Genomic DNA, 20,989 nt, shown 5'->3' on the forward strand with positions numbered 1-20,989 from the left:
CGCCACGGCCCGGTGCCCCTCGGCGGGTGGCCGACGGCGCCGACTACCAGGCGGTGACGGTCTCCAGCGTCGCGCCGTCGTCGCTGCTGCGTGCGAGCCCCTGGCTCGTGGCGACCCAGACGTGCCCGTCCGGCCCGGCCGCGAGGGCGCGGAGCTCGCCGTCGACCGCGGCGCCCTCCGTCCAGGTGCTCAGGTCCTCGCTGGTGTGCAGGACGCCGTCGACGCCGACCCCGACGAGGGTGCCGTCCGGGGTCAGGTCGACGAGGACCAGCAGCGGGGCGTCGGGCAGCGGCGTGAACGTGGCGCCACCGTCGGTGCTCAGCTGCGGCCCGTTGCCCGTGGTCGCGACGATCCGGCCGTCGTCGGCGGCCAGGTCGGCGACGGCCACGTCGGTCGCCACGGTCGTCCACGACGAGCCCTCGTCCTCGGAGACCAGGACCGACCCCGAAGCGCCGTCGAAGCCGACGACGCCGCCGTCCCAGGCGTCGAGGGCGTGGAAGTCGACGGTGCCCCCGAGGGAGACCTCCGCCCACGACGCCCCGTCGTCTCCGGAGCTGATGAGGCCGAGGTTGCCCGGCCCCTCCTCGTCCTCGCCGGGGTGGCCGCTGGCGTAGAGCCGGTCGCCGCCCACGGCGAAGCCCATGAGGTCGCTGGAGATGTCGCCGACGCGGGCCGTCTCGTCGCCGTCCCAGGCCACGAGCCCCTCGTGGGTGGCGATCAGCACGGTGCCCGGGTCGACGGGGTCGACCGCGATGCCGTGCACGTGGGTCAGGTCGACCCCGGCGTCGGGACCCTCGTCGGCGCCGCAGGCGGAGAGCCCCGCCAGCGCGAGGCCACCCAGCGCCAGGCCGGCGGCGAGGGAGGCCCTCACAGCAGGCCCTCCATCAGCGTGATCTCGGCGGACTGGGAGTCCACGATGTCCTGGGCCATGTCCTGGGCGTCGGGGTTGGTGCCATCGGCCAGCTCGGTCTCGGCCATGGCGACGGCGCCCTCGTGGTGCTCGATCATCAGCTCCAGCCACAGGCGCTCGAACGCGCGGTCGCCGGCGTCCTCGAGATCGGCCATGTCCTGGGCGGTCATCATCGAGTCGGTGAGGTCCTCGCTGCCGTGCTCGTGGGCGTGGCCGTCGTCGGCGGTCTCCACTCCCCACTCCTCCAGCCACTGCGTCATGGTCTCGATCTCGGGGGCCTGCGCGGCCTCGACGTCGGCCATCAGGTCGGCGACCGCGGGTCGCAGGTCGCGCCCGGCCGACATCTCCACCATGTCGATGGCCTGGGAGTGGTGGGGCAGCATGCCGCTGACGAAGGCCACGTCGGCGTCGTTGAACTGTGCCTCGGGCGTGCCGTCGTCGGCACAGGCGGTGAGCGCTGCGGCGGGGAGGACGGCGACCAGCAGGGCGGCGCGGGCCCAGGCGGAGGTGCTGCGGGCAGGGGTGCGTGCGGGCACGGGAGTGCTCCTTCTCGGTGCGGTGTGGTGGCGCTGGTGCGGACGACGGCGACGCCGGAGCGTCGCCGGGCCGCTCAGCAGCGCAGGACCGAGAGGGCGTGCAGGTCGGGAGCCGCGGCACCGGAGGGTGCGCGCAGCGGCGGGTCCACGGGCGCACCGGGGTCGCGGCGCAGGCGCCAGACCGGGGTACGGTGCGCCGCCAGCAGGAGCAGGAGCAGCGTCAGCAGCGCCAGGCACCCGCCGAGGACGCCCCCGTGGGAGCCGGCCACCCCGGAGAGCGCGGAGCCCACGCAGGTGACCGTGTCCGCCACGGTCACCTCCACGGCCGCGCCGGCCGCGGTGACCATCCAGCCGACGTGCTCGGGGGCCGAGGCGGCCACCTCGGCGTGGCCCGTCGCCGTGCCGTGCTCGGCCGCGCCGTGCCCGGTGTGGCCGGAGACCGCGTGCATGAGCAGCACGCCCACGGCCAGCAGCCCGACGACGACCACCAGCGCAGCACGGCGCGCGCCGGTGCTGCCGGGGACGGCGGTCGGGGAGGTCACGCGACCAGGGTACGGACCAGTCCGGCCCGCGGTCACGGGCGCAGGGCCTCCAGGGTGCCCATCATGCCGAGGTCCTCGTGGTCCAGGACGTGACAGTGGTAGACCGTCCGGCCGGGGAAGTCGTCGAACGCGACCCGCACCACCACCCGTTCCCCGGCCGGCACGTCGACGGTGTCCAGCAGGAGCGGCGTCTCCCCGCCGTCCAGGACCTGCATGGGCCACACGTGCAGGTGGAACGGGTGGTCCATCGTCGTGTCGTTGACCAGCGTCCACTCCTCCACCGTGCCGAGCGTGACGGTCTGGTCGGTGCGTCCGGGCTCGAAGGTCCGCCCGTCGATGCCGAACAGCATCCCCCCGCCCATCCCCTGCCCCATCCCCATCCCCGAGGTGAGCATCAGCGTGCGACGGCGGTCGGGCTCGACGTCGCGCAGGTCGCGGGGCGGGGCGGTGGTCGAGGCGTCGATCGAGGACGTGGACGAGGGAGGGGCAACGGGCCCCGTGGCTCGCAGCGTCAGCAGGGTGGAGGGCTGCTCGTCCGAGGCGCCGCCGCCCATCATCCCGCCCATCATGCCGCCCATCCCCCCGCCCGCCGTCCCACCAGTGCCCGCCCCACGGTCGACCGGCGCGGTGGTGAGCACGAGGTCCTCCTGGCCGACCGGCACGAGCAGGTCGGCCCGGCCGCCCGGCGGCACCACGACCTCACCCACGCCGAGACCCGAGGCCAGGTCCCGCCCGTCGCGGGCCACCACCCCGGCACCCGCCACCGCCGCGGCCCCCACGGTCGAGAGCAGCGGTCGCAGGTACCGCGACGTGCACGCGTTCACGACGCGCCACCGCTCCACCGTGCCCGGGGCACCGACCACCTCCGGGGCCGACTGGCCGTCGACCAGCACCAGCGCGCCCTCGCGCCCGGCCATCCGGTCGTGCCTGGTGACGCCGGCGACCGCCCCACCGGCCAGGGTGACGTCGGAGACCACCAGCACCCGCTCCGTCCGCGCGGAGGCGGCCGGGTCCAGCACGAGCAGCGCCCCGAACAGGCCTCGCCAGACCTGGTCGGCCACTGAGCCGTGGTGGTGCGCGTGGTACCAGAAGGTGCCGGTCGGGTGGTCCTCACCGATCTCGTAGACGTACTGGTGCTGCTGCCCCGGCGCCACGCTGACGAACACGTCGTCGGAGGCGCCGGTGGGTGAGACCTGCAGCCCGTGCACGTGCAGGTTGGTCGGCTCGTCGAGGTCGTTGACGAGGAGCACCCGCAGGGTGTCCCCCGGGGCCACCCGCAGCGTCGGCCCCGGCACCGACGCCCCGTACCCGAGGCAGCGCACGTCCGAGCCCGCCAGGGCACGGACCTCCTCCGAGGCGACGAGGCGCACGTCCAGCAGCCCACCGGTCGAGGTGTGCACCTGCGGCTCCACGAGTGCGGCGCCCGTGACCGCGGCGGGGTCCGACGACTCCCGGGCCACCCACCACCAGCCACCGGCCGCACCCAGCGCGACCACGCCCGCTCCGCCGAGCAGCGCCCGGCGGCCGATCGGCTGGGTCACCGCCACCACCTCCTCGCCGACCGGACGGCTCAGCCGCGCGGCAGCAGCTCGGTGGCCAGCACCCGCACCTGCCGGGGCGTGGGGTGGCCGAGACGCTCGACGACCCGGCCGTGGGAGAGCACGGTGACGGCGTCGGCGTCCCGGGCGAGCACCGCGTCCCCGGTGCCCACGAGGACGGTCAGCCCGAGCGTGCGGACGAGGCCGTGCAGCCGGTCCGCAAGGTCGACCAGGGACGTCGGGTCCAGTGCCGCCTCCGGGTGGTCCACGACCAGCACCGCGGGGCGACGGGCGGCCGCCGAGGCCAGTCCCACCCGCAGCCGCTCCCCGGCGGCCAGGGACCCCGGGTCCCGGTCGAGCAGCGGCTCCAGCCCGAGCGTCGCCACGAGCCCGGTCAGCAGGGCCTCGTCCGCACCGTCCGGCACCAGCCCGGCCGAGAGCCGCAGGGCGTCGCGCGGGGTGGGGCCGGGCAGCGTCGCCGGGTCGTGGGCGACGCCGACCCGGGCCACCGGGCCGGTGGACGCGTCCTGGACCGACAGCCAGGCGACCAGCGCCCTCGTCCCGGCCCCGCGTGCCCCCACGGCCGCGTGCAGGGTGCCGGCGTGCACCTCGAGGTCCACCCCGTGCAGCTCCTCGCCGCCGGTCCGGGCCGCCTCGTCGCCGGCCAGCGTCAGCCCGGCCACCCGGAGCACCGGCTCGTCGAGCGCCGGCCGGGGGGACGCGTCAGGGTCGACCGGCGCGTCGGGGCCGCGCGCGGAGTCACGATGGGTCATGCCCCCAGCGAACGCCCCGAGGGGGCCGAAGGATCAGGGCCGAAAGGCCGTGGTCCGGTCCACCGGGCTCAACCGAGCAGCTGCTCGACCTCGTCCTGGACCTCGGCGTACGGCTCCACGTCGAAGGTGCCTCCGCGCCAGACCAGCACCCGGTCCTCGGCTCCGTCGCCCCCGTCGTCGGACCCGTACCCGGTGAAGACCGCCGACCCGTCCTCCAGCACGAACGCCTCGTGGAGCGGGTCGGCGTCGTGGGTGTCCCAGCCGGCGTCGGGACCCGTCGAGACCGCCAGCAGCCCGCTGCTGAGGTCGTCGGCGTCGTCGCCCTCCGGCAGGCTCGTCGCCGCCGTCTCCAGGACGACCGCGACGGTGTCCCCGCCGACGCCGACGGCCGACGAGGTGTAGGCGTGGCCGGTGGGCACGGCCCCGACGTCACTCGGGTCGGACCACGTCCCCTCGTCGCGCCGCTGCACCAGCAGCCGCCCGTCCTCCACCGTGACCGCGACGGCCACCGCCCCGCGCTCGACGACGTCGGCGTCCCCGTCCGGGTCCGCGCCGCTCGTGCACGCCGCCAGCGGGAGCAGGGCAGCGAGGGCGAGCGCGCGCACGGCCGCCCGGGCAGGCAGCGAGCGACCCTCGGCGGTGACAGACATGCCGGGGACGCTAGCAACGACCGCCGACGCCGCCCCTCTAGGTTGGACGGGTGGACCTGCCTGCCTCCGTCGACGTCGCCGTGATCGGTGGCGGCCAGTCGGCGCTGGCCTTCGGCTACCACCTGCGCCGGATCGAGCGCGGCCGCACGGCCCGGGGGCTGCCGCCGCTGCGCGTGGTGGTCCTCGACGCCCACCCGGCCCCGGGCGGCGCCTGGCAGGACATGTGGCCGACGCTGCACCTCTTCTCCCCCGCCGAGCACAGCTCCCTGCCGGGCCGCCTCATGCCGGGCACGTCGGAGGAGTATCCCGACGCCGCGCACGTGGTGGAGTACCTCACCGACCACGAGCGCCGGTTCGGGCTGGACGTGCGCCGCCCGGTGCGGGTCTTCTCGCTCACCGCCGGCCGTGCAGGGGGCCTGGTCCTGCGCACGGACGACGGGGTGCTCGACGCCCGCCACGTGGTCAACGCGACCGGCACGTGGGACCGCCGCTTCATCGCCTCCCTGCCCGGGCTCGGCACCTTCCGCGGCCAGGTGCTGCACACCCGGGACTACCGCGACGCGGAGTCCCTCGAGGACGCCCGCGTGCTGGTGGTCGGGGGCGGCAACTCGGCCGCCCAGATCGCCGCCGACCTGCTCGGCACCGCCGCCGTCGTCCGGTGGGCCGCCCGCCGCCCGCCGCGGTTCCTGCCCGACGACGTCGACGGGCGCACGTTGTTCGAGGTCGCCAGCCAGGCCGTGGCTGCCCGCGCGGCGGGCGAGGAGCACGCGGGGGTCGGCTCGCTGGGCGACGTCGTGGCCGTCGCGTCGGTGCGCCGGGCGCGGGACGAGGGCGGCCTGGTCGCCCGCGCGATGCCGGCCCGGTTCACCCCGGACGGGGTGCAGTGGCCCGACGGCAGCACCGAGCGGTTCGACGCCGTGGTGCTCGCCACCGGGTTCCGGCCGGCCCTCGACCACCTGCGTGGCCTCGGCCTGACCTGGCGTGGCGGGCACCCCGCCGCGTCCGCGCCCCCGGGGTCGCCGTTCCCCGTGCGCTCCGCCGACGACCCGCGCCTGTGGTTCCTCGGCTACGGCGACTGGTGCGGCGCCGCCTCGGCCACCCTGGTGGGGGTCGGGCGCCCCGCACGCGACCTGGCGACCGCGCTGGTCACCGCCCTCGACGAGGAGGCCTGAGGACTGCGACCGCGCTGGGGCTCCTGCGTAGAATGAGTCTCATGTCTCCGCAGGCCAGCAGCACGGGCACCGACGCCGTCCGCCGCGACACCCCGCAGCGCCGCGCGCTGCGCGAGCACCTCGAGGGCACCGAGTCCTTCGTGAGCGCCCAGCAGCTGCACGACCAGCTGCGCGCGGGTGGCTCCCGCATCGGCCTGGCCACCGTCTACCGCGGCCTCCAGACCCTCGCCGAGTCCGGCGAGGTCGACACCCTGCGCACGGACGACGGCGGCACGCTCTACCGCAAGTGCGGCGAGCGGCACCACCACCACCTCGTCTGCCGCAGCTGCGGCCTCACCGTCGAGGTGGACGGCCCCGGCGTGGAGACCTGGGCGGAGCAGGCGGCCGAGGCGAACGGCTTCAGCCAGGTCACCCACGTCGTGGAGCTGTTCGGGCTCTGCGGGGGCTGCACCGCCGCCCAGGCCTGAGCCTTCCGGCCCTCCCCTGTCGGTCCTCGGTCGTCCGCCTCACCGGGCGCGTCCCTCGTGGTGACCCCGGTGACCGGATCGGCCGACGAGCGCGCGGGGCGAAGGCATGCCTGTGCCCGGCGTTGCGGCTCTCGGCGTGGATGATGTCTTGCCGGTGGCAGACTCCTGGCCTACGTTCGTGGCCACGCGGAGGCTGCCTCGAGACTTCGCGGGGCCTTCGATCGGAGCGTCCCTGATGGCTGAAGCACGGACTGTGCGTCGGCTGCCGGTGTGGGCGTACCTGGTGCTGGTGGTCTCCTACCTGGTGGTCATCCAGACGTTGCCGAACCTGACCAGGCCCGAGGGTGCCGACTACGGCAAGTTCGACACCACGGAGTCGATCACGCGGGGGCTGTGGGTCACGGTGGGGCTCGGCTCGGCGATCGTTCTGGTCGCCCTGGGGGTGCTGCGCTGGTGGCGCCCCGCCTTCGTGGAGCCGGTGTCGTTGCGGCTGCCGCGGTGGGTCTGGGTGTTCCCCGCCGTGCTGCTGCTGGCGGTCGTGGCAGGCGCGGCGTACTCGCGGCTGGCCGACCAGGGCCTGTGGTTCACCCTCGCGCTGCTGGTCGGCGCGCTCCTGGTCGGGGTGAGCGAGGAGGGCATGTTCCGGGGCATCGGGGTGGTCACCTTCCGCGAGGCCGGCTGCAGCGAGGGGATGGTGGCGCTGTGGACGAGCGTCGTGTTCGGGCTGGCACACGCCACCAATCTGTTCTCCGAGGGTCTCGGCGCACTGCCGCAGGTGCTGGTGACCGCTGCTGCGGGGTACTTCTTCTACGTGGCTCGTCGGGTGTCCGGTGGCCTCTTGGTGCCGATCCTCGTGCACGGTCTCTGGGACTTCGGTGCCGTGAGTGGTCGGATCGGGGACACGACCTACCTCGGCACGTTCACCTTCCTGCTCGCCGACGTCGCGCTCGTCGTCGTCGCCCTGGTGACGATCCGCAAGGTCTTCCCCCGCCACCTGCCCGGCCCCGACGTCTCGCCCAGGTCCTAGCGTTGCGTGAGGGTCGAACAGGCCAGGACCACCTGCCGTGAGACCACGCTGGCAGCTCGCCGTCGTCGTGACTGTGCTGTTCTTCCTGACCCAGTGGGGGGTGGCGCGCCTGCTGGGGGTCGACTTCGACACCATGGCCGACACGACCGACAACGTCTGGAAGGGCCTCACCCTGCGGGTGGGCCTCACCGCCACCGTCTTCACCCTGATCGCGCTGTGGGCCGGCACCGCGTGGAACGGCGGCATCTACGTCCAGGACGAGCCACCGCTGCCGCGTTGGACGTGGGTGGTTCCCATCCTGATGGTCGGCTTCGCGGTCGTGAAGATCGCCACCAACGACTGGGGTGCCCGCGGCGGTGAGTACATGCTCGCGCTGGCCATCGGTGTGCTGTTCGTCGGCATCGCCGAGGAGACCACGTTCCGCGGCATCAACCTGCGCGCCCTGCGCGGCTCCACGAGCAACGAGTTCGTCGTCATGGTCGCATCGGCGGTGCTGTTCGGACTGGTCCACGGGGTCAACATCCTCAACGGCGCAGCCGTGGTCCCCACCCTCGGCCAGACCGCGCTGGCCACCCTCGGCGGTGGCGCTTTCTACATCACGATGCGGCTGAGTGGGAGATTGCTCGTGCCGATCCTGTTGCACGCCCTGTGGGACTACCCGATCCTCGGTCGCAGTGGCGCCGCTGACGTCGTGGGACTACTCACCCTGATCGGCCAGGTCGTCGTCTACGGACTCACCATCTACATCGCCTACCTCGTCCACCGCTCCACCACGAGCGCCGACGAGACGACTCCAGAGCCGGCCGCCTAGGTGTGATGCCCAGCCAGGTCGTGCCCTCTGGCCCGTTCAAGACAGGCTCCAGCAGGTCCCGCTGCTCATCGGTCCGGTCACCGGGGTACGGCATGCGCCGCGCGGTGCCCGCGCAGCTCGCCCAGCCACGAGGGACACACGCGGTCAGACGGCGGCGCGGTCGCGGACCGCGCCGACGAGCCGCGCCACGAGGTAGATCACGAACGAGATCGTGGTGATGTAGGGGCTGATCGGCAGCGAGCCGCCCAGCGCCAGCAGGATGCCGCCGACGGCGGCGGTGACGCCGAACAGCGCCGCCAGGAACGGCACCAGCGTCAGCGACGACGAGACCCGCAGCGCGGCCGCGGCCGGGGTGACGAGCAGGGCGAGCACGAGCAGGGCTCCGACGATCTGGACGGCGACGGCCACGACGAGGCCGAGCGCCCCCATGAAGACCAGGGAGATCATCCGGCGCGGCACGCCGCGGGCCGCGGCGACGTCGGGGTCGAGGCTGTCGAAGAGCAGCGGGCGCCAGATCGCGACCAGCACCGCAGCGGCGAACACGCAGATGCCGATCAGGTAGTACAGCTGCGGCCCGTCGACGGAGACGATCTGGCCGGTGAGCAGGCCGAACTTGCTGGACGCGCGCCCGTCGTAGAGAGCGAGGAACAGGATGCCCAGGCCCAGCCCGAACGGCATCAGCACGCCGATGGCGGAGTTGCGGTCGCGCGCGCGGGCACCCAGCAGGCCGATCGCCAGGCCCGCGACGAGCGAGCCGACGACGGCACCGGCGACCACGCTGGTGCCGATCAGCAGGGCCGCCGCTGCGCCCGCGAAGGAGAGCTCGCTGACGCCGTGCACGGCGAAGGCCATGTCGCGCTGCATCACCAGCACGCCGAGGACGCCGCCCACGACGCCGAGCACGCCGGCGGCGATGATCGAGTACTGCACGAGGCCCAGCAGGAGCCCGTAGTCGGAGAAGTCGACGACCTGGTGCCACCAGGCGTCGTCGGCGAGCACGGTCACGCGGTGCCTCCCGACGTGGGCGCTCCGGTGATCGGGGCGGAGGCGCTCGAGGGCGAGGAGGGCGTGGTGCGGGCGCCGGGGTGCTCGTCGGGGGCACCCAGGACGACGATCCGGTCGCCGATCTGGGCGACGTCGACGCGCGTGCCGTAGAGCTCGCTGAGGGTGTCGGAGCGCATGACCTCGTCGGGGTGGCCGAGCCGGTGGGAGCCACCGGCGAAGTAGAGGACCCGGTCGGTCAGCGGCAGCACCGGGTTGATGTCGTGGGTGACGAAGAGGACGGGCGTGCCGTGCTCGCGACGCCGCCGGTCGACCAGCAGGCTGACCTCCTGCTGGTGGTGCAGGTCGAGGCTGGAGAGCGGCTCGTCGCACAGCAGCAGCTCGGGGTCGGAGACCAGTGCCTGCGCGATCCGCAGCCGCTGCTGCTCCCCGCCCGAGAGCTCGCCCACCGGCCGGTGGGCGTACTCGACGGCGTGGACGTCCTCGACCACCTGCTCGACCCGCTGCCGCACCGCACCGCGGCCGAACAGGCGCGGGCCGAAGCGGTGCCCGTCGATGCCGAGCGCCACCAGGTCCCGGCCCCGCATCGGGGTGCCGGCCGGGAAGACCCGCTGCTGCGGCACGTAGGCCATGCGGCGGTCACCGCGGCGCACCGGCTCGCCCTGGAAGCGTGCCTCCCCACCGCTGAGCCCCACGAGCCCGAGGACGGCCTTGAGCAGCGAGGACTTGCCGGCACCGTTGGCGCCCAGCACGGTGATGAACTCGCCGGGGTGGACGTCGAGGTCGAGGCCGGACCACAGGGTGCGCCCACCGAGGGTCAGCTCTGCGTCGCGCAGGCTGAGCACGGGGTCGCCGCGGTGCGCGTGGGGGGTGGGGTGCGTTGCCGTCACGTCGGTGGGTAACTCCGTCTCTGCGGGGTGGATTCCTCCCCGGGGGTCTGTCCCGGGGGGTCTTTCCGGGGGTGATGCTGCCAGGAACGCGGTGCACGCCCGACGTCCGACCCGAGGGCCCGGACGGCGGGCGTGCGGTCAGCCACGTCCGGCCGGGCGGCTCAGCCCAGCGCCGCGGTGAGGTCGTCCACGTTGTCCTGCATCCAGGTCACGTAGTCGTCGACGCCGTCGGGCAGGGTCTCGCTGAAGTCGACGACCGGGACGCCGGCGGCCTCGGCGGCCTGCTGGACCTGCTCGGTCGTGTCGTCGGCGGCCTGGGTGTTGTAGGCCAGCACGGCGATGTCGGTGTCACCGTCGAACAGGGCGAGGGTCTCGGCGAGCACCCGCGGGGGCACGTCGGTGCCCTCCTCGACGGCCTCGCTGAACTCGTCCGGGGTCTCGTTGGTCAGGCCGGCCTCGGTGAGCAGGTAGAGCGGGACGGGCTCGGTGATCGCGACGCCACGGCCCTCGGTGCTGGAGGCCAGGTCGGAGACCTGGGTGGAGAGGTCCTCCACCTGGGCGGCGACCTCCTCGTAGTTGGCCTCGTAGGTGGAGGCGTTGTCGGGGTCGACCTCGGCGAGGTGCTCGTTGATCTCCTCGGCGACGGCCTCGACGGTGTGGAAGTCGTACCAGACGTGCTCGTTGAAGCCCTCGACGTGGTCGTGCCCGTCCTCGGACTCCTCGTCCGCGTGCTCCTCGTCGGAGTGGTCGGAGTCCTCGTCGAGCAGGCCGGAGATGTCGACGGCGGTGAGCACGGTCGGGTCGGTGTCGACCGAGTCGAGCATGGTGTCGACGAAGGAGTCGTAGCCGCCGCCGTTCTCGATCACGATGTCGGCCCCGGAGAGCGTGGCGAGGTCGGAGGTCGTGGCCTCGTACTCGTGGGGGTCCTGGCTGGCGGAGTCGATGATGCTGGTGACCTCGACGTCGTCACCGCCGATCGCCGAGGCGATGCTCCCGTAGACGTTGGTGGAGGCCACGATCGAGATCGTGCCGTCATCAGCGGCGTCGCTGTTCTCGCTGCCGCAGGCGGCGACCGAGGTCAGGGCGAGCGCACCGGCGGGGAGCAGGGCGAGGAGGCGCCAGGAGGAGGTCTTCATGCTGACGACGATAATCAGAATGATTCTCAGTAGCGAATCCGGGGTGACGCGACCTGCGCCACACCCGGCTACAGCAGCAGGTCCGCCAGCTGGTTGAGGGCCAGGACGCCGAACAGCGCCGCGCAGATCGCGAGCCCGGCGTTCGAGAGCCAGCCGTTGCGAGCACCGGCCGGCACGCGGTGGGTGTTGAGCAGCCACAGCAGCGTGACCGCCAGGAACGGCATGAAGACCGCGCCGAGCACGCCGTAGGCCAGGATCAGGTAGACCGGCTTGCCCAGGAACAGCATGGCCATCGGGGGCACGGTCAGCCAGAGCACGTAGAGGCGGTACCAGCGTCCGCCGAGGCGGTAGGCCGGGGCGTCCGGGTCGACGCCGGCCTCCCCGGCACGCTCGGCGCGCTCGGCCCGGACGTGGCCCACGAAGTCGGCGAACATCAGACTGACGCCGTTCCAGACGCCGATCAGCGACGACATGGCCGCGGACCAGAACCCGACCAGGAACACCGTGCCCGCCGCCGTCCCGTAGCGCTCCTTGATGACGTCGCCGAGGTCGAGCAGGCCTTGGTCGCCGGAGGAGACCGCGATGCCGGCCGAGTACAGCAGCTCGGCGCCGACGACCAGCGTGGCGATGACGAAGATGCCCGTCACGACGTAGGCGGTGACGTTGTCGACCCGCATCACGCGCAGGTAGCGGGGCGTGGCCCAGCCCTTCTCGCGCAGCCAGTAGCCGTAGGCGGCCAGGGTGATGGTGCCGCCCACTCCCCCGGCCAGGCCGAGCACGTAGACGAGCGAGCCGTCGGGGATCGTCGGCACCAGGCCGGTGACCATGTCGGGGACGTTCGGCACGGCCAGCACCGCGGCGCCGACCATGGTGACGAACATGAAGAGGACGAGCGCGGAGCAGACCTTCTCGAACAGCCCGTAGCGCCCGAGCAGCACCAGCGCGGCGCCGACGAGGCCGGAGGCGATGCCCCACCAGGTCACCGACACGGCCGGGAACAGGGCGTGCAGGGGCAGGCCCGTGCCGGCCATGGCCGCCGCGCCGTAGACGAAGCCCCAGACCACGATGTACGGCCCGAAGTACCAGTGGGTCCAGCGACCGAGGCTCGACCAGCCCTGGAAGATCGTCCGCCCGGTCAGCAGGCTGTACCGCCCGGCACCCTCGACGAGCACGATCTTGAGGAGGACGCCGACGACGGCCGTCCAGAGCAGGGCGTACCCGTACCGACTGCCTGCGACCAGCGTGGCCACGAGGTCGGCGGCGCCGACACCGGTCGCGGCGACGACCAGGCCGGGGCCGATCAGCCGCCACCGGGGCGCCGGCCCGCCCTCGCCGTGCGCGTGGCCGGAGGGCTGGTCGGCCGGCGAGCCGGAGGGCGTGCCGACGGGGGTGCTGCTCACGGGTGGGTCACTCCTGTAGCTGGGGGGGGTGGCGCGCCGGGGACGCGGGGGCAGGCTGTGTGGAACGGGCGGGAGGGTGGTCCCGGTCACCGTAGTCGAGGATGTCCGACAGTCGTCGTTCAGTGGTCGCTCCCCGGACGTGCGGGAGCCCGGCCGGTCGCGCCCGCGTCGGGGAGCGGGTCGGGGAGCAGGTCGGGGAGCAGGTCGGCGAGGAGACCGAGGCCGCTCTCGCCGACCAGGTCGTCGGGCAGCAGAGGCACCTCGTGCACCGACGCGGCCGCGGGCCCCAGACCGGCAAGGAGCTCGCCGAGCCACCGCTCCTCGGCCTGGCGGCGGGCGCGCAGCACCGCGCCGTCGTCCGGCGAGCGGCGATTGACCACCACCGAGTCCACCGCGATGCCCAGCTCCCCCAGCTCCGCGTGCAGCGCGAGCGTCTCGGCCACCGGCAGCCGCTCCGCGGTGAGGACGAGGCGGGCCCCGCAGCGCGCGGGGTCGACGAGGACGTCGCGCAGCCCCGCCAGCCGGTCACGGCGGCGCAGCAGCACCCTCCGCAGCTCGGCGTCGCGGTCGGCCGTGGGGTCGGTGGCGCGGTCGCCCCCGCCCAGGCCGCGCAGCGCGGCACCGAACCGCTCGGAGCGGTCCCGGTTGGCCAGCAGCGACTCGGTCCAGGTGGTCAGCCGCTCCGGCAGCGCCATGAGCCGCAGGGTGTGCCCGGTGGGGGCGGTGTCGACCACCACGGCGTCGTGGGTGCGCAGCCCGCTGGTGACGACGTCGGCGAGCCGCTCGAGCACCGCGGCCTCGTGGGTGCCCGGTGCGTGCCTGGCCTGCTCGAGGTGCCGGTCGGCCGGCCCGTGCATCCGCTCGGGCAGCAGGCGACGCAGCCTGCCGCGCACGGCCGCGAGGTGCGCGTCGACGGTGGCGGCCGGGTCGATCTCCACCGCGTCCACGTGCCCGGCGCCACAGTCGGCCACCCGGCGGGGCTCGTCACCGAGCTCCGCGCCCCAGGCGTGGCCGAGGTTGTGGGCGGGGTCGGTGGAGACCAGCAGCACGCGGGCTCCGGCGCGGGCCCGGGCGAGCGCGGACGCGCAGGCCAGCGAGGTCTTGCCGACACCGCCCTTGCCCACGACGAGCAGCACGGCCGGGGAGGACGCGGCGGGCCGGCGTGCCCCGGCCATCAGCAGCACCCCACGTGGTCGAGCGGTGAGGCCTCCATGCCCATCCGCCGGTGCCAGGCGTGGAGCTCCGGCAGGGTCGCTGGCAGCACCTCGGCGGAGTAGTAGGCGGCCGGGTCGGGCACGCCGAGGGCCTCCGCGAGCACCACGAGGAGGAACAGGTCGTCCTCCTCGCGGCGCGCGCGGCGCATCGTGGTGCGGTACGGCCCCGCGTAGAACTCCTCCAGCCCGGCCCGGACGGCGGCCCAGCGCTCGCGCAGGCGGGCGGCCGGGCCGGTCACGAGCCGACGTCCTCCAGGGCGCGGCGGTCGTCCTCGTCCGTCTCGACCGGACGACGGCGGGCGTCCCGCATCGCCAGCACGGCCTCGAGGCCGACCCAGACCGCCGCGAGGATGATCACCACGTCGATGCCCAGCAGCAGCCAGTCCCCGGAGTCCCGGAGCGTGCCCAGCTGGAGGATCGCGGCCCAGAACGCCATCACGAAGACGAAGGCGAGCGGCACGAGGGCGGGCAGCGGGTTGCGGCCCTTGCGCATCAGCATGACCGCGACGATCGCCAGCGTCAGCGAGGCCAGCAGCTGGTTGGTGGTGCCGAACAGCGGCCAGATCCGCATGCCGCCGTCCCCGCCCGCGCCGGCGCTGAAGGTGAGGCCGACGGCGATGACGAGCACGATGCCGGTGGCCAGGTACTTGCCCACGCGCAGGCCGAGCACCTCGCCGATCTCCTGCACCACGAACCGCTGGAGGCGGACGCCGGTGTCCATCGTCGTGGCCGCGAAGAGGACGGCCATGGTGGCCAGGATCGTGGCCGAGAGCGAGGCAGGGATGCCGAGGCCGGCGTTGATGATGCTGCCGCCGCCCTGCACGAACGCGGCCACCCCGCCCTCGTTGAACGCGGTGTAGACGGCCTGCCAGTCCGCGAGCGTGGCGTAGCCGGCCGTGGCCGCGATGATCGCGCCGAGCGCGAGCAGGCCCTCGCCCACCGCGCCGAAGTAGCCGACGAACCGGGCGTCGGTCTCGCCGTCCAGCTGCTTGGAGCTGGTGCCGGAGGAGACCATGCCGTGGAAGCCGGAGATGGCGCCGCAGGCGATGGTGACGAACAGCAGCGGCAGCAGGCCCGGCGTGCCGGCGGGCACCTGGTCGTTCACGGCCGGCGCCACGACGTCGGGGGCGCTGAGCAGGGTGGCGCCGTAGAGGATCGCCAGGCCGACGAACAGCTGCACGCCGTTGATGTAGTCGCGCGGCTGGAGCAGCACCCACACCGGCAGCAGCGAGGCGATGCCGGCGTAGACGAACAGCGTGAGGATCCAGAAGGTGGCCGGCGACATGCCGAGGACCGGGTCCGGCAGCGTGATCGGGTAGGCGTCGCCGAGCAGGATGAGGCCGTACAGGGCGGCCACGCCGAGCACGGTGGTGAGCAGCAGGCTCACGCCCCAGCGGTAGATCATCTGGCCGACCACGAGGGCCACCACGATCGCGCCCCACGCGGGGATCACCGCGGACGGTGTGGAGAGCAGCAGGTTCTTGATCACCACGGCGAACGCCGCGACGACCATGAGCAGCAGCAGGTAGATCACGACCAGGAAAAGGTTGCGGCCCCGCGCGCCGATGTAGCGGCCCGAGAGCATGCCCATGGAGCGGCCGCGGTTGCGGACCGAGGCCCACAGGGCGCCCAGGTCGTGCATGCCGGCGAAGAAGACGGTGCCGAGCGTGACCCAGAGGAACGCCGGCAGCCAGCCCCAGATGACCGCGACCGCCGGGCCGACGATGGGCGCCGCGCCGGCGACCGACGTGAAGTGGTGGCCCCACAGCACGTACTTGTTGGTCGGCACGAAGTCCACGCCGTCGCGCAGCTCGTGCGCCGGGGTGGTGAACTCCGGGTCGAGCCGGTAGACGCGCCCCGCGAGGAAGCGCGAGTAGAGCAGGTAGCCGCCCGCCAGCATGGCGAGCCCCACGATCAACAACCACAACGACGACATCAGGGGCCTCCGAGCAGACTCCGGGTGGACGAGCAGCGGCCGACGTCCGTCAACCGCGTCCTCACCCTAGCCGCCGTCCTGTGACCCCGGTCACCGCCCCTGGGTGCGTCCTCAGCCGCGGGCTCGTCCACCCGCCAGCCACAGGACGGGCACCAGCGCCAGCGAGAGCAGCCCGGCCGCCAGGGCCAGCACGGCGTAGCCGGCGGCTCCCATCACCACGCCGGAGGCCAGTCCTCCCCCGGCCCCGGACAGCGCCACGAGCACGTCGATGCTGCCCTGCGTCCGCCCCCGGTTGGCGGGGGTGGTGGCGTCGACGACGAGGGCGGTGCCGGAGATGAGGCCGAGGTTCCAGCCGAGCCCCAGCAGCACCAGGGCCAGGACGAGGAGGGCGAGCGAGTCGCCCGGCGCGAGCGCGGCGACGAGCCCGGCGGCGAGCAGCACCAGCCCGGCGCCCGCGGCCACGGGCGTGCGGCCCACCCGGTCGACCAGGCTCCCCGTCACCAGCGACGGCAGGTACATGGCGGCGATGTGCAGCCCGATGACGAGCCCGACCTGCCCGAGGTCGTGGTGGTGGGCGCGCATGTGCACCGGGGTCATCGTCATCACCGCGACCATCGCCATCTGGGTCACGACCATGATCGTGGCGCCCACCCAGGCCCCGCGACCGGGCCGCTCGGCGTCGTCCACCGGCACGGCGTCCGCCCCGGAAGTGGCCACCTCGAGGCTGCGGGCCAGCAGGAGCGGGTCCGGGCGCAGCAGCGTGACCAGGACGAGGCCCGCCGCCGCGTACGCGACGCCACCGAGCAGGAACGGCCCGGCCAGCGACGGCAGACCGAGCGCCACGGCCAGCCGCCCCAGCGGCTCGACGAGGTTCGGCCCCGCGACGGCGCCGACGGTGGTGGCCACGAGGGCGACGCTGATCGCGCGCCCCCGGGACGTCGGCGTCGCGAGGTCCGTGCCCGCGTACCGGGCCTGGAGGTTGGTGGCGGTGCCCGAGCCGTAGACCACCAGCGCGACCAGCAGCAGCGGGACCCACCCGGTGGCCGCGGCCGCCACCACCCCGGTGGCGCCGAGGCTGCCGAGGCCGAAGCCGAGCCCGAGGCCCACGCGCCGCCCGGCGCGCTGGCTGACCCGGCCCACGCCGTAGGCCGCGCCGGCGCTGCCCAGCGTGAACAGTGCCGTCGGGATGCCGGCCAGGTTCTCGCTGCCGAGCATCTCCTGCGCCAGCAGCGCGCCCACGGTGACGCCGGCCGCGAGCCCGGCGCCGCCGAGCACCTGCCCGGCCACGACCACGCGCAGCGTCCGGCGCTGCACCTGCGCGCGCAGCTCCTCGTCGGCCTGCGCTCCGAGATCAGTCGTCACGAGCCGATCCTCGGGGAGGGATGCTCCGCCTGACCAGTCGCCGCGCGGACGGGCTGCCGGAGCACCGTGCGCAGCCGCGCGGGCGCCGTGCGCCGCGGGTCACCCAGGTAGACCTCGTGGTGCGGGCCGTTCCAGGTCAGCCCGGCCTCGGGCATCACCTCGTCGTGGAGCAGTGCCAGCGTCGGTCCCTCCTCGTCGTAGGGCCCGACGTGCAGGGTCTGGAGGCAGCGTCCCTCGTCCAGGGTGAGCACCCGGACGTCGCCGGTGGGCACGTCGGGCTTGCGGGTCGCGGCCGTCGTGCGAGCACGGTCGAGGGCGGCGTCCACGTCGTCGGTGGTGACCCCCGCGCCGACACGTGCCTGTCCGATCAGCGCCGGTCCGATCAACGTCGGGTCGGGCAGGGCGATCAGCATCGTCCAGTCCCACTCGTCCTTGCGGCGTCCGGTGAAGGCCGTGGGGTCGGCGCTGGTCCACAGGCCTTCGAGCGGCGCGACGACCGCGTCGAGCCCGGTCGCCTCGCGCAGCGCGAACTTGGTCGCGTAGGCCAGCGTGTGGAGCGCCCCGACGGCCACCGCGTACGCAGGGGCGGTGTTGGGGTCGCCGTGGCCGTCGACCGCGAGGTAGCGCAGCGGCGGCACGTCCACCTCCGCCCAGCGACCGGCGCGAGGGCGGTAGAGGTCGGCGCGGACGCTCTTCGGATCGACCTTCACGGCGTCGGTCTGCACGGCACCGATCTCAGCGCACGGCGGCGCCGCCCGTCACGCCCGCCGCGCCCACGTTCCCGCCCGTGACGGGAGCCGGGAGGACCACGGCCTCCGAGAGCGCACCGCGCCAGCGCAGCAGCACGCCGGAGGCCAGCGCCGTCGCGACGGCGACCCCCGAGGCGATCACCAGGATGCCCGCGGCCGCCCCGGCCTCGGTGACCAGCGGCGAGCTGAGCGCGATCGTCAGGCCCGCGGTGCCGTAGCCCAGGATGTTGAAGACGGCCAGGACGCCGGTGAGCCGCGTGAGGTCGCAGGTGCGCCGCGCGGTCGTCAGCGCGACCGACTGGCTCAGGCCCTGGGCCGCACCGGCACCGACCGCCGCGACGAACAGGGGCACGACCTGGTCGGTCAACACTCCCACCAGCAGCAGGACCGCGCCGCCGAAGCCGCAGCCCAGCGCCGTCCACGCCTGCGCCATGGTCGGTGCCCCCGCCAGCACCAGCTGGCCGGTGAAGGCCCCGGCGAAGACGATGAACACGAGCAGGCCGGCGACGGTCGCACTGTCGTCGCCGAGCAGGTCGCGCAGGTAGGCCGAGCCGATCGACTGGAACACCGCAGCGGCCACGCCGCACGAGATCATCACCGCGACGCCCATGAGCAGCGCGGTGCGGCGCAGGTGCTCGGGCACCATCGGCGGCCCGGCGGGCGCGGGCTCCTCCTCCACGTCAGCGGGCCCGGTGGACCCATGGGAGGGGGCCGGGGCTGCGACGAGGCGGCGTCCGACCCACGCCCGCTCCCCCAGCAGCAGGGCGAGCACCGCGACCAGGCCGACCGCCTCGACGGCGAACACCAGCCGCGTCGGGGCCGGCGCGTGGTCGGCCAGCAGGCCCGCCACGATCGACCCGCAGGCGAACCCGGCCGACAGGATCAGTCCCGCGACCCGTGGCGCCCGGGGGACGCCCCGCGCCTCGAGCCGCCCGGTCATCGCCGAGGCACCGCAGGAGAGCACCAGCCCGACCGAGAGGCCGCAGACCAGCCGGGCCACGCCCAGCAGCCACGGCCCGGACGCCACCAGGAACCCCGCTGAGGAGAGGAGTCCCAGGGTGCAGGCCAGGGGCAGCAGACGCTCGGCGTCGACCCGGCGGCCCAGCGCCCGCACGGTCAGCAGCGCCGCGAGGACGCCGACGGGGTACACGGCGAAGAGCAGGTTGATGACGCCCTCGTCGAAGCCCATCTCCGCCTGCCACAGCGGGTAGACGGGGCTGGCCATGTTGGACAGCAGCAGGGTCACGAAGCAGGCGAGGACGACGGGCACCGGCACAGCCTGCACGAGTCGTGTTTCGGGCTCGGTCCGCCGGCGACGTCCGCCCCGCCGCCGACGCCGGACGGGCGCGGAGGCGGGGCGGGCCGGGTGCGCGCGGCGCGGCGCGATCAGCGCCCAGCCAGGCCTCGGCGCAGGTCAGAGGGGCGAGGACACCCTGGACGAGCAGCGCAAACGAGAGTTCACCCCGACGCCGCCCCGGCCCGGGACCCGAGCGGTTCAGAACTCCCGCAGCGTCCCCCGCAACGTCGGCTGCGCGTACTCGCTGCGCACCACGCCCCGCCGCTGGAGGGCGGGCACCAGGCCGTCGACGACCTCGTCGAGGTAGTGCCGCGTCGGGGTCAGCGAGGTCAGCAGGAACCCGTCCCCGCCGATCTCCTGCATCATCCAGGCCATCTTCTCGGCGACGTGCTCGGGCGTGCCGACCAGCTCCGCCTCGTCCGCACCCGCCCACGCGCCGACGGCCAGCTCACGCAGCGGACGGCGCGAGCTCACCATGTCGTGGAGCTGGCCCTGGTGGCCGTTGGTGGTGAGGTCCTCGGGCAGTGGCTCGTCGAGGTCGAACTGCGAGAAGTCGGTGGTCGTGACGCTGGCGAGGCTGGAGAGGCCGAAGTCGATGAACCGGTCCCGCTCCTCGACGGCCAGGCGCGCCTTCTCCCGGGCGATGGTGTCGGACTCCCCCAGGATCGGCTCGACCAGGAACATCACCTTGATGTCGTCGGGGTCGCGCCCCTGGTCGGCCGCGTGCGCCCGGATGCTCTCGCGCAGGCGCTTCATGTCGGCGATGCTCGAGCCGGTGGCGATGATCGTGTCGGCGTGCTTGGCCGAGAACCGCTGCCCGCGCGGGGAGACGCCGGCCTGCACCAGCACCGGGTGGCCCTGCGGCCCCGGGATCGTGTTGAGCGGCCCCCGCGTGCGGTAGTGCGGGCCGTCGTGCTCGGGCACGCTGAGCTGCGAGGCGTCGACGTAGACCCCGGACTCGCGGTCCATCACGACGGCGTCCTCGCCCCAGGAGTCCCACAGCGCCCGAACCGCGGCGATGAAGTCGTCGGCCATGTCGTAGCGGTCGTCGTGGCGGGCCTGGCCGTCGTGGCCGAAGTTCTGCGCCGCCCGGTCGTTGGAGCCGGTGACGACGTTCCAGCCGATCCGGCCGTGCGTGGTGTGGTCGAGGGTCTGCATCAGCCGCGCGAGCCGGAACGGCTCGACCTCCGAGGTCGCCACCGTGGCGATGACGCCGAGGTGCTGCGTCGCCGCGCCCACCAGGGTCGCGAGCACCGTCGGGTCGTGCTTGGGCGCGCGCTGGCCCCACTTGAGGTAGACGTCCATCGAGCCGCCGTAGACGTCGGGGACGTAGTTGCTGTCCTCGATCATCAGGTAGTCGAATCGGCCGCGCTCGAGCGTGCGGGCGAGGTCGACGTAGAAGCCGCCGTCGAGCCAGGCGGTGTCGGAGGTGCCGGACCACTCCCGGTTCCACGACGGCACACGGAAGCCGTCGAGGAACCAGCCGAGGTGAAACATGGATGTGCTCCTTGCGAGGTGGGGACGCCGGGACCGTCCGGCCCGGTGCCCGCACCCTCGCCGCCGCACGTTGCGGGCGA

At 74.1% G+C, this 20,989-nt stretch carries 21 protein-coding genes; 4 read left to right on the forward strand and 17 right to left on the reverse strand.

Annotated features, from left to right (window positions below; genetic code table 11):
- Positions 1-43 precede the first annotated feature (43 nt).
- From M8316_RS05550 to M8316_RS05575, 6 genes are all read right to left on the reverse strand, one after another.
- Entirely contained in the window at positions 44-871 is an 828-nt protein-coding gene (locus M8316_RS05550; protein ID WP_250052750.1) for a F510_1955 family glycosylhydrolase, read from the reverse strand.
- Complete coding sequence (locus M8316_RS05555) at positions 868-1,446, reverse strand: DUF305 domain-containing protein (protein ID WP_308195965.1); 579 nt, start codon at positions 1,444-1,446, stop codon at positions 868-870. Before M8316_RS05555 ends, M8316_RS05550 begins: the two co-directional genes overlap by 4 nt.
- Before the next feature lie 74 nt (positions 1,447-1,520).
- Positions 1,521-1,988: a DUF6153 family protein gene (locus tag M8316_RS05560; RefSeq protein WP_250052752.1), complete on the reverse strand. Its 468-nt coding sequence runs from the start codon at positions 1,986-1,988 to the stop codon at positions 1,521-1,523.
- 32 nt (positions 1,989-2,020) lie between these two features.
- Positions 2,021-3,529 carry a multicopper oxidase family protein gene (locus M8316_RS05565; protein ID WP_250052754.1) on the reverse strand — a complete coding sequence of 503 codons (1,509 nt, stop codon included), beginning with the start codon at positions 3,527-3,529 and terminating at the stop codon, positions 2,021-2,023.
- Positions 3,530-3,558: 29 nt separating this feature from the next.
- On the reverse strand, positions 3,559-4,299 hold the full coding sequence (locus M8316_RS05570; RefSeq protein ID WP_250052756.1) for an ABC transporter ATP-binding protein: 741 nt from the start codon (positions 4,297-4,299) through the stop codon (positions 3,559-3,561).
- A gap of 68 nt (positions 4,300-4,367) precedes the next feature.
- On the reverse strand, positions 4,368-4,949 hold the full coding sequence (locus M8316_RS05575) for a hypothetical protein (protein ID WP_250052758.1): 582 nt from the start codon (positions 4,947-4,949) through the stop codon (positions 4,368-4,370).
- A gap of 50 nt (positions 4,950-4,999) precedes the next feature.
- On the opposite strand from M8316_RS05575, the gene M8316_RS05580 reads away from it, so the two are divergent.
- The 4 genes from M8316_RS05580 (at position 5,000) to M8316_RS21000 (ending at position 8,426) form a co-directional block, all read left to right on the forward strand.
- On the forward strand, positions 5,000-6,121 hold the full coding sequence (locus M8316_RS05580; RefSeq protein WP_250052760.1) for an NAD(P)-binding domain-containing protein: 1,122 nt from the start codon (positions 5,000-5,002) through the stop codon (positions 6,119-6,121).
- 41 nt (positions 6,122-6,162) lie between these two features.
- On the forward strand, positions 6,163-6,588 hold the full coding sequence (locus M8316_RS05585) for a Fur family transcriptional regulator (protein WP_250052762.1): 426 nt from the start codon (positions 6,163-6,165) through the stop codon (positions 6,586-6,588).
- Positions 6,589-6,823: 235 nt separating this feature from the next.
- A complete protein-coding gene (locus M8316_RS05590) occupies positions 6,824-7,615 on the forward strand; it encodes a CPBP family intramembrane glutamic endopeptidase (protein WP_250052764.1) in 792 nt (263 codons plus the stop codon).
- 37 nt (positions 7,616-7,652) lie between these two features.
- Entirely contained in the window at positions 7,653-8,426 is a 774-nt protein-coding gene (locus tag M8316_RS21000) for a CPBP family intramembrane glutamic endopeptidase (RefSeq protein WP_250052766.1), read from the forward strand.
- A 144-nt stretch (positions 8,427-8,570) separates the two neighbouring features.
- On the opposite strand, the gene M8316_RS05600 is transcribed toward M8316_RS21000, so the two are convergent.
- The 11 genes from M8316_RS05600 to M8316_RS05650 all read right to left on the reverse strand — a co-directional run bounded on the left by M8316_RS05600 (position 8,571) and on the right by M8316_RS05650 (position 20,909).
- Complete coding sequence (locus tag M8316_RS05600) at positions 8,571-9,425, reverse strand: metal ABC transporter permease (protein WP_250052866.1); 855 nt, start codon at positions 9,423-9,425, stop codon at positions 8,571-8,573.
- 2 nt (positions 9,426-9,427) lie between these two features.
- Positions 9,428-10,318 carry a metal ABC transporter ATP-binding protein gene (locus M8316_RS05605; protein ID WP_250052768.1) on the reverse strand — a complete coding sequence of 297 codons (891 nt, stop codon included), beginning with the start codon at positions 10,316-10,318 and terminating at the stop codon, positions 9,428-9,430.
- 161 nt (positions 10,319-10,479) lie between these two features.
- Positions 10,480-11,454: a metal ABC transporter solute-binding protein, Zn/Mn family gene (locus tag M8316_RS05610; RefSeq protein WP_250052771.1), complete on the reverse strand. Its 975-nt coding sequence runs from the start codon at positions 11,452-11,454 to the stop codon at positions 10,480-10,482.
- 68 nt (positions 11,455-11,522) lie between these two features.
- Complete coding sequence (locus M8316_RS05615; RefSeq protein WP_250052773.1) at positions 11,523-12,854, reverse strand: Nramp family divalent metal transporter; 1,332 nt, start codon at positions 12,852-12,854, stop codon at positions 11,523-11,525.
- Between the two features lie 119 nt (positions 12,855-12,973).
- Positions 12,974-14,029, reverse strand: a complete 1,056-nt coding sequence (locus M8316_RS05620; protein ID WP_250052775.1) for an ArsA family ATPase — start codon at positions 14,027-14,029, stop codon at positions 12,974-12,976.
- Positions 14,029-14,307, reverse strand: a complete 279-nt coding sequence (locus tag M8316_RS05625) for a cory-CC-star protein (protein ID WP_250052777.1) — start codon at positions 14,305-14,307, stop codon at positions 14,029-14,031. The genes M8316_RS05620 and M8316_RS05625 overlap by 1 nt, the downstream gene beginning before the upstream one ends.
- Positions 14,304-16,004 carry a carbon starvation CstA family protein gene (locus tag M8316_RS05630; RefSeq protein WP_250052778.1) on the reverse strand — a complete coding sequence of 567 codons (1,701 nt, stop codon included), beginning with the start codon at positions 16,002-16,004 and terminating at the stop codon, positions 14,304-14,306. Before M8316_RS05630 ends, M8316_RS05625 begins: the two co-directional genes overlap by 4 nt.
- Positions 16,005-16,115: 111 nt before the next feature.
- A complete protein-coding gene (locus M8316_RS05635; RefSeq protein WP_250052780.1) occupies positions 16,116-17,366 on the reverse strand; it encodes an MFS transporter in 1,251 nt (416 codons plus the stop codon).
- Positions 17,363-18,091, reverse strand: coding sequence for a GyrI-like domain-containing protein (locus tag M8316_RS05640; protein WP_250052782.1), 729 nt, complete (start codon positions 18,089-18,091; stop codon positions 17,363-17,365). The genes M8316_RS05635 and M8316_RS05640 overlap by 4 nt, the downstream gene beginning before the upstream one ends.
- Before the next feature lie 10 nt (positions 18,092-18,101).
- Positions 18,102-19,385 (reverse strand): MFS transporter, encoded by a 1,284-nt coding sequence (locus M8316_RS05645; RefSeq protein WP_250052784.1) that lies wholly within the window; start codon positions 19,383-19,385, stop codon positions 18,102-18,104.
- Between the two features lie 225 nt (positions 19,386-19,610).
- Positions 19,611-20,909 carry an NtaA/DmoA family FMN-dependent monooxygenase gene (locus M8316_RS05650; RefSeq protein WP_250052786.1) on the reverse strand — a complete coding sequence of 433 codons (1,299 nt, stop codon included), beginning with the start codon at positions 20,907-20,909 and terminating at the stop codon, positions 19,611-19,613.
- Positions 20,910-20,989 lie beyond the last annotated feature (80 nt).

This window comes from Nocardioides bruguierae (assembly GCF_023554635.1).
GTDB lineage: Bacteria > Actinomycetota > Actinomycetes > Propionibacteriales > Nocardioidaceae > Nocardioides > Nocardioides bruguierae.